The sequence below is a fragment of the Oceanobacillus sojae genome, from assembly GCF_900162665.1.
GTDB lineage: Bacteria > Bacillota > Bacilli > Bacillales > Amphibacillaceae > Oceanobacillus > Oceanobacillus sojae_A.
In genome coordinates this window covers 343,821-357,431 of sequence record NZ_LT727811.1, presented here as the reverse complement: position 1 = coordinate 357,431, position 13,611 = coordinate 343,821, and the positions used below count along the sequence as shown (strand labels likewise).

Here is a 13,611-nt window from a genome sequence, read left to right as displayed (position 1 = left end):
TCACCTACTATTTTTATTCTTCTTCTTATTATAAAATTATCTGTATAGATTCACAATGGCAAGTTATTAGCTTGAGGAAAAAGGTGGAGAAGCAGAAATGTATAAATTTGGTGTTATTGGACCAGGTGCAGTCGGTTCTGTCATCGGCGAATCATTGCAAAACAGCGGGTATCATGTGACATTTCTAGGTAGAAAAAAGGGAGAAGTGCATATCGAACGAGTGGATAAACCAGAAAATACCACTTATCCAATAGAAGCTATTTTTGAAACGGAAACAGTTTTTGATTATTTGTTTATCGCGGTGAAAGGAACGCAATTGGAAGGGGTTATACCGTCTTTGGATAAGCTGACACACGAAAATACGGTTTGTGTTCTTTGTCAGAATGGCTATGGACAGCTGGATAAATTTCAAATTCCAGGTGAAGTATACCAGGCTGTTGTTTATATTAGCGGGCAAAAGAAAGGGGATTTTGTCACGCATTTTCGTGACCGAACCCTGATTTTACCAGAAAATAGAGTAACCAAAAAATTAAAAGAAGAGATGGCGGCAAGTAATCTTGATATTCAATTACGAGCTGATTACCGTAAGGAGGTCTGGTATAAATTAATTGTTAATGTCGCCATAAACTCCGTAACAGCACTAAGCAGAAATACGGCATTTATTTTGCAGGAGAAAAAAATACAGAACCTGTGTAAAAAGCTAATTCAAGAAGGAGTTGAAATTGCTGCTGCAGAAGGTGTTTACTTCCAGGAAAAGATAACAGAGGAAATTATGCAAATCTATGCCGGATATCCTTCCCAAATGGGCACAAGTATGTATTACGATATGATAAACGGCCAGGCAATGGAAGTGGATTATATTCAAGGTTTCTTATATGAGAAAAGCAGAGAGCACGACCTTGGTACGCCTTGTTTGGATACAGTTTATAGTCTGCTTTTGGCAAGTGAGATGAAGGATTAGCATATAGATGGTATTTACAGTTTCTCTTTATTCAGGAATGATAGTATAAAGAGAAACTATTTTTTTCTAAAAAGTATTGTTATTATATTAATCATCATTTTTATGATATAAGAACGAATCAAAAGTTACATATATATGTTTTGGCGCGTCATCTTATAAAAATTCAAAAATAAGGGTTTACAAATAAAGCGGTTTCAATTAGAATATATTTAAATTGGTTATGACCAATAGTAGTAATGGCATAGCTTACAAGGATAAAGGTCTACTCAAAATTTAAGAGACCTTTTATAAATATCCAAATTGGTTATGTCAACATAACCAATTAAGGTGAAAGTTTTATATTTTATACAAGAAAGCGGGGAGAAGATGATTTATCAAGCGTTAAGTCAAAATACGATTTTATTAAATGAAAGCGTTATCGATTGGAGGGAGGCAGCAAAAAAAGCCGGCGAACCATTATTGGATAATCAATCTATTAAAAAGGAGTATATAGCAGACATGATAGAGTCTGTGCATGAGTTTGGCCCTTATATTGTAATTGCTCCGGGCATTGCATTATTTCATGCGCGACCTGAAGGAAACGTGAACGAGATTTGTTTAAGTTTACTTACGCTTGAAAAGCCAATTGAATTTGGAGCAGGTGAAAAAGACCCAGTTGATTTATTGTTTGCTCTGGGGGCTGTAGATCATGATTCTCATCTGCAATTAATGGCGGAACTAATGAAAATATTGAAGGATGGGCAACTGGTCGAGAGAATCAGAACGGCAACGGATGCAAAGAAAGTATTAGAAATGATTAAAAAGAAATTGGAGGAGTAGTTTATGTTATACAAACAATTTTTTTCAAAAGTAGAAGATATCTTAAAAGAAGTTTCACAGAAAGAAGAAAAGAATATATTGGAAGCAGCTAAAATTATTGAAACATCGATAAAAGATAAAGGTGTATTACATGTATTTGGATGCGGTCATTCACAGATGTATGCCATGGAGCTATTTTATCGTGCGGGAGGCTTGGTGCCGGTTAATGCAATTTTATCACCGCCGTTATCATTGGCTCCGTCGGCTCCGTTAAGCACTTTCTCAGAAAGACAGGAAGGGCTGGCCAAGGTGATACTTAATAACGAAAACGTGGCATCTCAAGATGTAATGTTAATTGTATCTACATCCGGAAGAAACGCTGTTCCGATTGAAATGGCATTAGAAGCGAAAGAAAGAGGAATGAAAGTCATTGTATTAACATCAATGGCGTTCACAGAAGAAGTGGAATCCAGACATAAAGACGGGAAAAAACTCTATCAATTAGCTGATGTTGTATTAGATAATCATGGTGATGCCGGAGATGCAATTATGAAAGTTGATGGATTGGAAGCAAGCTTTGGACCAACTTCATCAATTATTGGTTTTACTATCCTGCAAAGTGTTGTAGTCCAAGCAATTGATAATCTGGTGAAAAGTGGAGAAGCGCCTCCTGTTTATGTCAGCTCTAATTTAGACAAAGGTGATCAAATAAATAAGCAATATATAGAAAAGTATCGAAATCGGATAACTTGCTTATAAACTTATAAACGGAGGGATTCATAATGGAAATTATTACAGTATGCGGGATGGGATTTGGAACGAGTTTAATGCTTAAAATGACAGTTGACGATATATTGGCAAAAGAAGGAATAAAAGCGGAAGTAAGTGCACTTGACGCCGGATCGGCAAAAGGAAGAACAGCAGATTTAATTATGGCTTCAGCTGATTTAGAATCAGCGCTGGAAGGAGTAGAGATAGATAAAATATATATTCACAACCTTACAGACGATGACGAAATAGAGAAAAAACTACTTGGATATTTAAATCAAAATGGGTAATGGAGGGTTTATTTATAAACGATGCTGAAATAATTGAGTTGCCAATATAAGGAGGTCAAAAAATGTTAAGGGCAATAGCAGAAATTTTAACAGTTCCGGCCATTACTCTAGGTCTTGTAGCATTGCTCGGCTTATTACTGCAAAAGAAAGAAGTAACAGAAGTTGTAAAAGGCACGATAAAAACGATTTTAGGTATACTCATTTTAGGGGCAGGCTCATCATTAATCGTTACAAATTTAGCTCCTTTTGCAGAAATGTTTGAGCAAGCATTTAATTTAAAGGGAGTTGTTCCAGTAGATGAAGCCATTGTAGCAGCTCTGGTTGACTCTGTAGCAGCCATTGGAAGAATGACATCTTTTATTTTATTATTTGGGTTTTTAACAAATGTGTTGTTGGCTCGTATTACCCCTTTTAAGTATATTTTTCTGACTGGTCATATGATGTGGATTTTGGCGGGAGCACTGGCTTGGGCTTTCTATGATTTAGGTGTATCTGAAACAAATGGAATTATCTTTGGATCATTGATTCATGGAATGACATTAGTATTATTGCCAGCGATTGCACAACCCATTGTCAGGAAAATCACAGGGAATGATAAAGTAGCCTATGGACATCTGACAACCACTGGGGTCGTATTATCTGCTTTGGTTGGGAAAATGACAGGGAATAAAGCGCATGATAGTGAATCGATTAAAATGCCGGAGAAATTAAGCTTTTTTAAAGATACAGCAGTATCCGTATCAATTGTTATGTTTGTAATTTATATTATTACTGCTCTATTTGCAGGGCCGGAAGTAGTCAATCCATTATCTGACGGACAGAACTACCTTGTATTCAGCACACTAAATGCTCTAGGTTTTGCTGCGGGAGTACTTGTTCTATTACAAGGTGTCAGAATGTTTCTTGGTGAAATTGTTCCTGCTTTTAGAGGGATTGCTTTAAAGCTTGTCCCTGGAGCTAAACCTGCTCTGGATGTACCTATTTTCTTTCCATATGCACCGAACGCGCTGATGTTAGGGTTCATCTTTTCCATCATAGGTATGGTCATCGGAATGTTTATTTCCATACTATTTGGCACAATTGTTCCCCTGCCATCAATTATTGGTGGATTCTTTACGGGAGGTATTGCAGGTATATTTGGGAATGCTATGGGAGGCAGAAGAGGAGCAATGGTATCTGGATTTGTATATGGTATCATCCTGACAATACCAGTTGCACTTTTCTATCCTTTATTTGGATTAGATATTTATGGAGTAGAAGGTCTGGCCTTCCTGGTTCCAGATGGTATTATTGTCCTTGCGCTAATTAAATTGTTCTTTACTTTGAAAATACCGATTCCAGGATTTATATTAGCGGTGATTGCATTAGTCCTGTTAAGTATTTTTTATAAAAAGAAGCAGGCATCTATTGAATAAATAAGTTCAATGTGATTTGAATATACAGAATTAATATTTAATTAAGAGTGCTTCCTTATAGTAAGTAAAAACTTTTTAAAGGAGGAACAACTTACATGATTCGTAAACGAAAGATGTTCTTTACAGGGTTGGTATTATTGCTGTTTTTTACTTTTATAGATAGCAAAATGGCAGCTGCAGAAGAAAAAGATGGATGGAAGTTGATGTACCATGAAGATTTTCAAGATTTGCTATCATTTGATGACATACCATGGGAAATAGACAGTTATGGAGATAATAGCCCTTGGCATGTAGATCATTTAGATGATGATGGAGAATTTTTTCAAATTCAAGGTGGAAATGATTTTGAGAAGCAGCTGGAAAGCTTTGATTTATTAAGGAAGCGGGCCAGCTTTGGTGAAGAGGGATGGCTGACAGCCGAGTTTGCAGTGCGGGATTATGATAAAGATGGTCAACCCGATACAGAAGCTTCTTTTACTAATGTGAGTCAGGATAGTCAACAAGCTGCTGAGCTGGCTACTAGTTTTGATTCTGGTTTGATTATTGTCCATTATGGATTATGAGAATCCAGCTCCACATAATAATGTTTTTATCCATAATCACCGTAAAGTGGGGATGGATGCATATAATGTTAGTTCTTCATGGAATAGTGGTTATGCTGTTTGTAATCCGCAAACTGGAGAATTATACAGCCGGGCGGACGAGCAAAGTTCCAATAATGCCATTAATGGAATCTTTTTTGCCGGCGATACGTTTAGAGATGAATCCATTGGCTATAATTCGTTTATGTTTGAAACAGAATGTGGTTCTTTCTATGATGATGATACAGAATACTCTATTATTTCCAATGCAGAAATACAGCCTGAGCTCATGCCGGAAGAATCTTATACATTTGCAATAGAACGTACAGATAATAGTTATATAATGGAGATGTCAGGCAACTTTAAACATGTTGGTCAGCAAACACTTAGATATGAAAGAGATTTTATTGAAGATGGAAGGCCAATCTGGCATTACAATAATACATCAGAAGAATATAATGGAGAATTCAATTCTACATTAACTTTTGAAGGTCCTCATGGCAGCTATTCTGTTGAACAATGGCCCGAGGATTCTGCTTATCCAGATTATTTTCTGTTGGGTATACCCCATATTAATTATTATGAAGGTTCTGCGGTAATAGACAATGTGAAGTTATTTGTTCCTGGGCAGGATGAATCTGAATAATAAGACTGTTTTAGAGGGAAGGAAATAGTAGTTGGTTATAGGCAGGGTGCTGGTTTTGGATTTAATAACTGCGATTTTTTATTGATGGTTATGGAGTAAGCCATATATATCTATTCTTTCCTATGATATAATCGCAGTAATTTAGCAGTATTTTATTAACTTCCTTTATTCATGTATAGATTTCATGGATAAAGAATATATGTGCAGGGAAGATATGAAATAATGGATAAAAATAATAGATTGCCTCTTTATTTACAATTAATGGAGGATTTAATAAAAAAAATAGATGAAAGTTATTATCTTGAAGGAGAAAGACTGCCTCCGGAACGGGAGCTATGTGAAATTTATAGGCTGAGCAGAATAACTGTGCGTCAGGCCTTGCAAGAATTGGAAAGAGAAGGATATATTTATAAAGTTCATGGTGCTGGCACGTTTGTATCATCGAAACGCTACAACCAGCACCTTGTAAAACTTTATAGTTTCACAGAAGAGATGAAAAAGAATGGAAAGGTTCCCTCTACAATTGTCCTAAATTTTGAAGAGACTGTAGTAGATGACCGGCTGGCGAGTAAATTAAAAATCACCCCTTTCGAAATAGTTATTAAAGTGGTCCGGCTGCGGCTTGCGGATGATGAACCCTTGCTTTATGAGACAACTTATTTACCGAAAAAGTTTTTTCCGAACCTCTCAAAAGAAGATTTAGAGTCAAGATCGATGTACCAAATTTTTATAGAGGACTATTCGCTTGGAGTTACAAAGGCAATTGAAAGCTTCAAGGCCACTACATTACGTGAAGAGGAAGCGAAATATTTTCAATTACCTTCTAATCAGTCAGCAATGATGATTAAACGATATGCGTATCATAATGAGTATCTGATCGGTTATACACTGGGCATTGCGCGTGGAGATAAGTTTGACTATATAGTAGAATTGACTTAACATTTTTAAACTAGAATAATATAAAGAAACAAATAGTATAGGAATATGACGTTAAAAGGAGATTCGGGCAAATATCAAATGAATGATTTGATATTTGCCCGAATCCTTTTTTTATTTATTTTTGAGGTAATCCTGATTGTAACGTAATCTCTTTTTTTGTGAAAAATATGCAATATGAATGGTAAATGTAAAATTAAATCGCAGATGGTCCATCTATAAAAATATGTTGATTGCAGTGTCATTTACCTCACCCATGTTTTGTAACTTTTCTTCTGTGGTATTAGTAGGTGTAAAACATATGCCATATTCATATCTATTTTTTCTAATCAGGTAGTAGAGAAAGGAGAACTTAAAATGGAGGCGCCTGGACGACAGAAGAAAAAAAGCTTAGTTGAGAAAAGCATTGTAATTCCTTCTATTGTGATTATAGCAATATTTAGTGCTCTATTTGCAATGTATACAAGTGAATCTAAGGAATTATTGGACAGCATTTTTAATACATTAGTAGATTCCTTTAAATGGGGTTATTTATGGTATGCCTTGATTATCGTTATAGCAGCAGTATATTTTTCGTTTTCTAAGTATGGGAAAGTAGTGTTAGGTGATCCGGCAAAGAAACCAAGATACAACTTGTTTGAATACGCATCTATTTTGATTGCAATGGGGCTTGGTTCAACAATTATGCGGACGGGTTTGACGCAATGGAGTGAAGTCGCGAATGACCCGCCGTTTGGGCTGGAAGCAGGATCAATGGAAGCAATTCTTGCCGGGAATTCCTACAGCATGTTTTTATGGACCTTTCAGACCTTTGCCGTCTTTGTTATGGTAGCTCCGGCGATGGCATATCTTTTGTATGTCCGGAAGAAACCACGAATGCGTATTTCAGAAGCATGCCGTGTTATATTCGGCGACAGGTTTACAGATGGAATTGGCGGGATTATTCTTGATATTTTATTCTTGGTCAGTATTTTAGCCGGAGCCGCAGTGACATTAGGTCTTGGTACACCGATTGTTACGTATAATCTGGCGGAGATATTGAATATTGAAGTAACATTTCCTTTTACAGTAATTGTTACTTTGATTTGGGTTTTAGGTTTTTCTATCAGCGCTTATGTAGGTATTGACAAAGGGATCAAACGGTTAAGTACATTTAACATGTATCTTGCAGGAGCTTTTGCTCTCCTTATTCTTATCATTGGACCGGGAATCTTTATTATGAATTTCTTTTCTGATTCCGCACGATATTTAATCACTAATTATATGAACTTTTCTCTGTATACCAATTCACTTGATATGGAGGGAGGTACACATATTGAGAGTCATACCGTCTTTTGGTTTGCTTACAATGCAACTTGGGCGATGCTTCACGGTGTTTTTGCGGCGATTGTATCCAAAGGCAGAACGATTAAAGAAATGATTTTAACGTATCTATTGGCGCCTACACTATTATCCTGGATTGCGACAGGTGTTCTTGGTGGATTAAGTGTTCACAGGCAGGTGACGGGTGCAGTGCCAGTGCTGGATATTGTCCAAAATCAAGGCTTGGAGCAATCGATTCCCGCTATTTTGAGCTCATTGCCATTACCGACATTAACTATCATCTTATTTACGATTATTGCGACGATTTTCTTAATTACTACATTAGATTCAACAACTTATACCGTAGCAACCTATATGTCCAATCAGGATATGACGAAATCTGCACCTTATAAATCATTAAGAATCTTAGTGGCAGTATTGATTACAGTGCTTGCTCTGACGCTTATGAGTGTAGGAGGCCTTTCTCCGTTGGAAGTGCTGTCGGGATTAATGGGAATACCAATTATTATTATTCAGGTTCTAACGGTCTATGCCGCTAAAAAAATGATGGACGAGGACCGGGCCTGGGTGAAAAATGTTCGAAAAGCAAGGTATTCTCCTGAAAAGCAGAACGATTGATAAACGTGAATGGCAGGGAAAACAGGGTATGTAAAATTATGCTCATAATATAAATATAACGGATCTTTCATAAGCAGGAACGAAATGAATTCGCCCGTCATGAAAGATCCGTTTCATTTTAAGAAATCCTGGTATTTTTAAGAGACCAAATGTCAGTATATTCTGCCGCGGCTTCCGTTCCCTCTGTATACAACTCTATACCATTGCTTGCAAGCTCTGGATAAATTCTTGTGGAGAGCGTTGCCTCACCATCGTTCACAAATACCTCAACAGAGCATGTATCGACATACACATGAAGTGTAATTTCATTACTGTTAGTGCGCAAGGGCGCTTTATTAACAGCCTTATGTGAAAGTTTTCCAGAATTCCTTGTGTCTACAATTACTTCATTTGTTGCTGGGTCATAGAAAACGATTGTTTGCTCAGAACCATCTTCTGATTGACGCAGGCGCAAGCCAACTTTTCCATCTTCATTATTTTCAGGTAATGTCCATTTACATTTTATTTCATAGCTATGTTTGAAAGTCTTATTGGAATTAAGGTTATAAGCATCCTCTTTTGACAGCGTAAGTGTATCATAATGCTCATGGACGTCCCGGAGTGCATTTAGTTCCTGAACCGGATAGGAGCGTACAATCCCGTCTTCGCCCAATGTAAGCTCACGGGGGATTGTCATTGCGCCGGACCACTTATCCACTTTGGATGGGAATTCTGTAAAGGGGAAATCCATCCAGGCAATAAGAATACGCCGTCCTTTTTCGTCTTCAAAAGTCTGTGCAGCATAGAAGTCGATTCCATAGTCAATTTCCCGTTGTGATTCGGGTGTGAAGATGCCTTTCTCATAATCCATGCTGCCTGTCATAACTGTGCTTTTTCCATTATCCATGTTCATTGGAGATGTAATCAATACATACTTATCCCCAAGTGGAAATAGATCTGGGCATTCCCACATATCACCCTGCGTACCGTCACTTTTTGCAGCAATACCTACATATTCCCATTCCGTAAGATTGCTGGATTTGTATAGTGCAATTGCTCCATCATTATCTACGGCTGTTCCTATAACCATATACCAGAATTCTCCGTGTTTCCATACTTTCGGGTCCCGGAATTCATTGCTTAAACCTTCAGGACTTTCACTGATAACTGGATTTGCAGGATGTTTTGTGAAATGTATCCCGTCTGTTGAAGTTGCAATAGCCTGTACTTCCTTATTTTCTTTTCCTTCTAGATGTCCTGTGTAAAACAGCGTCATGACATCGCCGTTCATTACTGCAGAGCCGGAGAAACACCCCATTTCGCTTTTGGCTTCATCATACTCATAGGCTTCAGATGGGGCTAAGGCAACTGGTTCATGGTTCCAGTGAACAAGATCTGTGCTTGTGGCATGTCCCCAGTGCATCGGGCCCCAGTGAAAGCTATACGGGTTGAACTGGTAAAATAAATGGTAAATCCCGTTATGTTGGATAAGACCGTTAGGGTCATTTATCCAGCCTGCAGGAGCCATAAAATGATAGTGGAGACGATATGAAGCATCCTTTAACTCATCTTTTAAATTGGCTACTGACTGATTGGCGAGTGAAAGCTGTTCATTGTGTGTCTTCTGCTGGTTCATATTGGATAACCTCATTTCGTTTTGATTTGTGATTACTTAAGAAAAAGATAGCAGCAACTGTGAAAACATAGACAATTGTGCCAAGGACAAAAAATGTCGTTATAAAACCAGTGTTATCGTAAAGCTTGCCAATTACAGACGAAAAGGCAATAACACCGATTTCACCTGATATTTTAAAACCAATCAGGTAAATTGTAGCAGAAAGCCTTTGGTCAAAATTGAGTGCAATATATTTAAAAATAGCAATGAGCAGGATAGGCAGTTCAATCCCGTGAAGAAGCTTGATCAATGAAATAGCAATCGTACTGTCGACAAGTGCAGAACCTATAATGCGGGTACCCATAATAACACCGGCTAAAATCAATGATCGCTTTGCTCCAACTTTATTAACAATAAATGGTGCAGCAAACAGCATAGCTGATTCAAGAAAAACCTGGAATGAATTTAAATATCCAAATACTTGATATCCAATGTCCGTATCAGTGAAATGCTGTGTGAAATAAACTGGGAACAGCTGAACATCATAAATCGTGTAAATACAAGCAGTTCCAAAAAGGAATAGAACAAAATACCAGAACTTTTTCACTTTAACAATGGAGACAATATCCTTTATACGTAAACTTGCTGTCTTATCTTCCTCTGTTTCATGTACATCAACTTTAAAGAAGCAGTTTAAGAGAAAGAATCCCACTCCTGCAACGGAAGCAATCCAGAAATTAAGATGGGGGTTAATGCTGAGCAATAAGCCTGCAGTCAGCGTAGCACATGCGTATCCAATAGAACCCCACATTCTTGATGTCCCATATTCGAAGTTGAATTTCCGGCTGAGTTTCTCAGCGTATGATTCAAGGAATGCAACCCCTGCAATGAAACCGGCACCAAAATAAAAACCACCCAGAATAGCGCCGACCATAAAGTTTGATTGCAGGAGCGGTTCGTATACATAAATGATAAATGGTCCAGTCCCAATAAGGAAAATACTCTGAAACCAGATTAAATATTTTTTGGTGCCGATTTTATCCTGAATAACACCATATAGGAGCATAAATATCAATGAAAGAAATGAATTGATTGAAAAAACGGTTCCTGTTTCAGATCCTGTTAAACCAAGCGTTCCGTTTAACCAAATGGAATAAAAGGACCACCAGATGGACCATGTAATAAAGAAAAGAAATAAATAACCAGATGAAAACCAGTAATTTTTATTTTTAAACATATGCATTGTTATCACCTATTCTCTAAATGTAGTAAAATAATATTGTAAAAGGGATGGTTCATGAATTGGAAAAGCGAAACAAATAAAGTTAAACGTTTTTTATGACCTCCTTTGTGAATGAATTGAGAATACGTATTCATAAACGATGTTATTTATTATATTCCTTGAAAAATAGTAAGTCAATGGTTTTAGAAAACGATTTCTTGTTCAACTATGTATTTTATTGGAATTAACTGCCTGATATTGCTATATTAAACGGGAATGATTCAGGCGGTTTATGGTTTGTTATTATCAATAGATTTTATTTTGAAGACCTTATATGAAATAATAATCCACTTATGAGAATACGAATTCACGGAAAGGGAAGGAGTCTGCTATGGCTAAATTGACAATGAAAGAAATTGCTAAATTGGCAAATGTTTCACAATCTACTGTCTCCCGTGTTATTAATGGGAATGAAAAAGTTAATGAAGATGCAGCAAAACGGGTGCTTAAGGTTATTGAAGATGTAGGGTATATTCCGAATAGCGCTGCACAAACTTTGAAAAGAAGCCAATCCAAAATTATTGGTGTGTGTGTCACAGAAACATATAATCCTTATTTTGTAGAACTGGTTGATGTATTAGAATCCGAAGCCAGAAAACTAGGATACAGTATTCTCCTGCATAACTCTAAACATAATCCAATTACAGAATGGGAGAGCATTCAGAATTTCATAGCACGTCAGGCGGATGGAGTAATTTGTATACCTACGGGGGAGTACAACTTAAAACGAATGAATAAACTTGGTATCCCTACGGTAATCATTACACAGAACCATCAATCATTGGATAGCGTCGGTCTTGACCATATGCAGGCGGGAAAAATTGCCGCTGAAAAATTTATACATGCAGGGCATACAAAATTTGGATTTATTGGAACAGCACTGGACGATAAATTTTTAGGATATAAAAGTGTATTGTACGAAAATGGCTTCGAGTTTGATTTGAACAATTTTATCCGTGTGGAAGAGACTTCTACAAACAATTATCTGATCCGGCAGGATATTGAAGCATACTTAAAAGAGAAGCAAGAGCAGCTTGACTTCACATGTATTTTTGCCGGGAATGATCTGGTGGCTCTGGAATTTTTGGAGATAGCTCAGGAAAGAAAGATTCGAATACCTGAAGACATCAGTTTAATTGGCTTTGATGATACATACCTTTCTAAAATTATGGGGATTTCCAGTATTCACCAGCCAATTGAAGATATGGTGAAAACAACACTTGAGGTGCTTCTCAACCGTATTGAAAATGAAGTATCCACGGAAAAAGTTGATATCAAGCTGGAGCCCGTATTAATTGAACGGACAAGCTCTAATTATAAAAAGTTATAAAATAGGTATTTGTCTGCAGAGGACTTTTGGTTCGAAATATAATAATCTTTTACTAAGGCAATAGTAAGATGCAAATATAGAAGCGCCTTATGTGGGGCAGCTTTAAAAGAAAAGAGGAGTTTATTCATGAAGAAGAAGGTATACTTAAATCATGATGGCGGAGTAGATGATCTAATCTCGCTGTTTTTATTATTACAGATGGATAATGTGGAGTTGACTGGCGTCGGAGTTATTCCTGCAGACTGTTATTTGGAGCCTGCTGTTTATGCAAGCCGTAAAATTATCGACCGCTTTGGAAAAGGCCAGAATGTGGAGGTAGCTGCATCTACTTCCCGCGGAAAAAATCCATTTCCAAAAGACTGGCGCATGCATGCATTTTTTGTAGATGCCTTACCTTTATTAAATGAGTCTGGAAAGATAGAAGCAAAGCTTGCAGAAGCAACTGCACATCAACATTTGGTGAACATCCTGCGAGAGAGCAGTGAAAAAGTGACGCTTGTATTTGTCGGCCCATTAACCGATTTAGCAAGGGCTTTGGAAATTGCTCCAGATATTGAAGAGAAAATTGAAAAGCTTGTCTGGATGGGCGGAACATTTTTAGAAAATGGAAATGTTGAGGAGCCGGAGCATGATGGAACCGCAGAATGGAATGCTTTTTGGGATCCGGAGGCTGTAAAAACGGTATGGGATAGTTCGATTGCAATTGATTTAATTGCTTTAGAAAGCACAAATATGGTTCCATTAACCATAGATGTCAGAGATAAATGGGCTGCGGAACGCCGGGATATCGGGATTGATTTCCTTGGGCAATGCTATGCGATGGTTCCGCCGCTTGTGCATTTTCAAACCAACTCAACCTACTTCCTGTGGGACGTTTTAACAACAGCAACAATCGGGAAGCCTGATCTGGTAAAGAAAAAAGAAGTCAAAAGCATTGTTCATCCTGGTGGAGCCAGCCAGGGGAAAACGGAGATATCAGAATCTGGACGTCCTGTTCAGTTTGTTTATGAAGTAAACCGGGATGCTTTTTTTGATTACATTACGGAATTAGCGAGACAGGAGAAATAAA

13 protein-coding genes are annotated in these 13,611 nt (G+C 37.4%); 11 read left to right on the top strand and 2 right to left on the bottom strand.

What is annotated here, in order from left to right:
- Positions 1-97 precede the first annotated feature (97 nt).
- The 9 genes from BN1068_RS08995 (at position 98) to BN1068_RS08955 (ending at position 8,336) form a co-directional block, all read left to right on the top strand.
- A complete protein-coding gene (locus BN1068_RS08995; RefSeq protein ID WP_077602523.1) occupies positions 98-961 on the top strand; it encodes an oxidoreductase in 864 nt (287 codons plus the stop codon).
- Positions 962-1,327: 366 nt separating this feature from the next.
- Complete coding sequence (locus tag BN1068_RS08990; RefSeq protein WP_077602522.1) at positions 1,328-1,780, top strand: PTS sugar transporter subunit IIA; 453 nt, start codon at positions 1,328-1,330, stop codon at positions 1,778-1,780.
- 3 nt (positions 1,781-1,783) lie between these two features.
- Complete coding sequence (locus BN1068_RS08985) at positions 1,784-2,518, top strand: sugar isomerase domain-containing protein (RefSeq protein WP_077602521.1); 735 nt, start codon at positions 1,784-1,786, stop codon at positions 2,516-2,518.
- A gap of 23 nt (positions 2,519-2,541) precedes the next feature.
- Positions 2,542-2,817, top strand: a complete 276-nt coding sequence (locus BN1068_RS08980; protein WP_077602520.1) for a PTS sugar transporter subunit IIB — start codon at positions 2,542-2,544, stop codon at positions 2,815-2,817.
- Between the two features lie 62 nt (positions 2,818-2,879).
- Complete coding sequence (locus tag BN1068_RS08975) at positions 2,880-4,232, top strand: PTS ascorbate transporter subunit IIC (RefSeq protein ID WP_077602519.1); 1,353 nt, start codon at positions 2,880-2,882, stop codon at positions 4,230-4,232.
- A gap of 95 nt (positions 4,233-4,327) precedes the next feature.
- Entirely contained in the window at positions 4,328-4,795 is a 468-nt protein-coding gene (locus BN1068_RS08970; protein WP_077602518.1) for a hypothetical protein, read from the top strand.
- Between the two features lie 52 nt (positions 4,796-4,847).
- Complete coding sequence (locus BN1068_RS08965) at positions 4,848-5,459, top strand: hypothetical protein (RefSeq protein WP_139344777.1); 612 nt, start codon at positions 4,848-4,850, stop codon at positions 5,457-5,459.
- A 222-nt stretch (positions 5,460-5,681) separates the two neighbouring features.
- Positions 5,682-6,398: a GntR family transcriptional regulator gene (locus BN1068_RS08960; protein ID WP_077602516.1), complete on the top strand. Its 717-nt coding sequence runs from the start codon at positions 5,682-5,684 to the stop codon at positions 6,396-6,398.
- A 354-nt stretch (positions 6,399-6,752) separates the two neighbouring features.
- Positions 6,753-8,336 carry a BCCT family transporter gene (locus BN1068_RS08955; RefSeq protein ID WP_077602515.1) on the top strand — a complete coding sequence of 528 codons (1,584 nt, stop codon included), beginning with the start codon at positions 6,753-6,755 and terminating at the stop codon, positions 8,334-8,336.
- 118 nt (positions 8,337-8,454) lie between these two features.
- Here BN1068_RS08955 and BN1068_RS08950 read toward each other — a convergent pair whose 3' ends face one another.
- Both BN1068_RS08950 and BN1068_RS08945 read right to left on the bottom strand, forming a co-directional pair.
- Positions 8,455-9,951 carry a glycoside hydrolase family 32 protein gene (locus BN1068_RS08950; RefSeq protein WP_175637113.1) on the bottom strand — a complete coding sequence of 499 codons (1,497 nt, stop codon included), beginning with the start codon at positions 9,949-9,951 and terminating at the stop codon, positions 8,455-8,457.
- Positions 9,926-11,167 (bottom strand): MFS transporter, encoded by a 1,242-nt coding sequence (locus BN1068_RS08945; RefSeq protein WP_077602886.1) that lies wholly within the window; start codon positions 11,165-11,167, stop codon positions 9,926-9,928. Before BN1068_RS08945 ends, BN1068_RS08950 begins: the two co-directional genes overlap by 26 nt.
- Before the next feature lie 376 nt (positions 11,168-11,543).
- Here BN1068_RS08945 and BN1068_RS08940 point away from each other — a divergent pair, with 376 nt between their 5' ends.
- Both BN1068_RS08940 and BN1068_RS08935 read left to right on the top strand, forming a co-directional pair.
- Positions 11,544-12,542, top strand: coding sequence for a LacI family DNA-binding transcriptional regulator (locus BN1068_RS08940; RefSeq protein WP_077602513.1), 999 nt, complete (start codon positions 11,544-11,546; stop codon positions 12,540-12,542).
- A 126-nt stretch (positions 12,543-12,668) separates the two neighbouring features.
- Positions 12,669-13,610: a nucleoside hydrolase gene (locus BN1068_RS08935; protein ID WP_077602512.1), complete on the top strand. Its 942-nt coding sequence runs from the start codon at positions 12,669-12,671 to the stop codon at positions 13,608-13,610.
- Position 13,611: the final 1 nt, after the last annotated feature.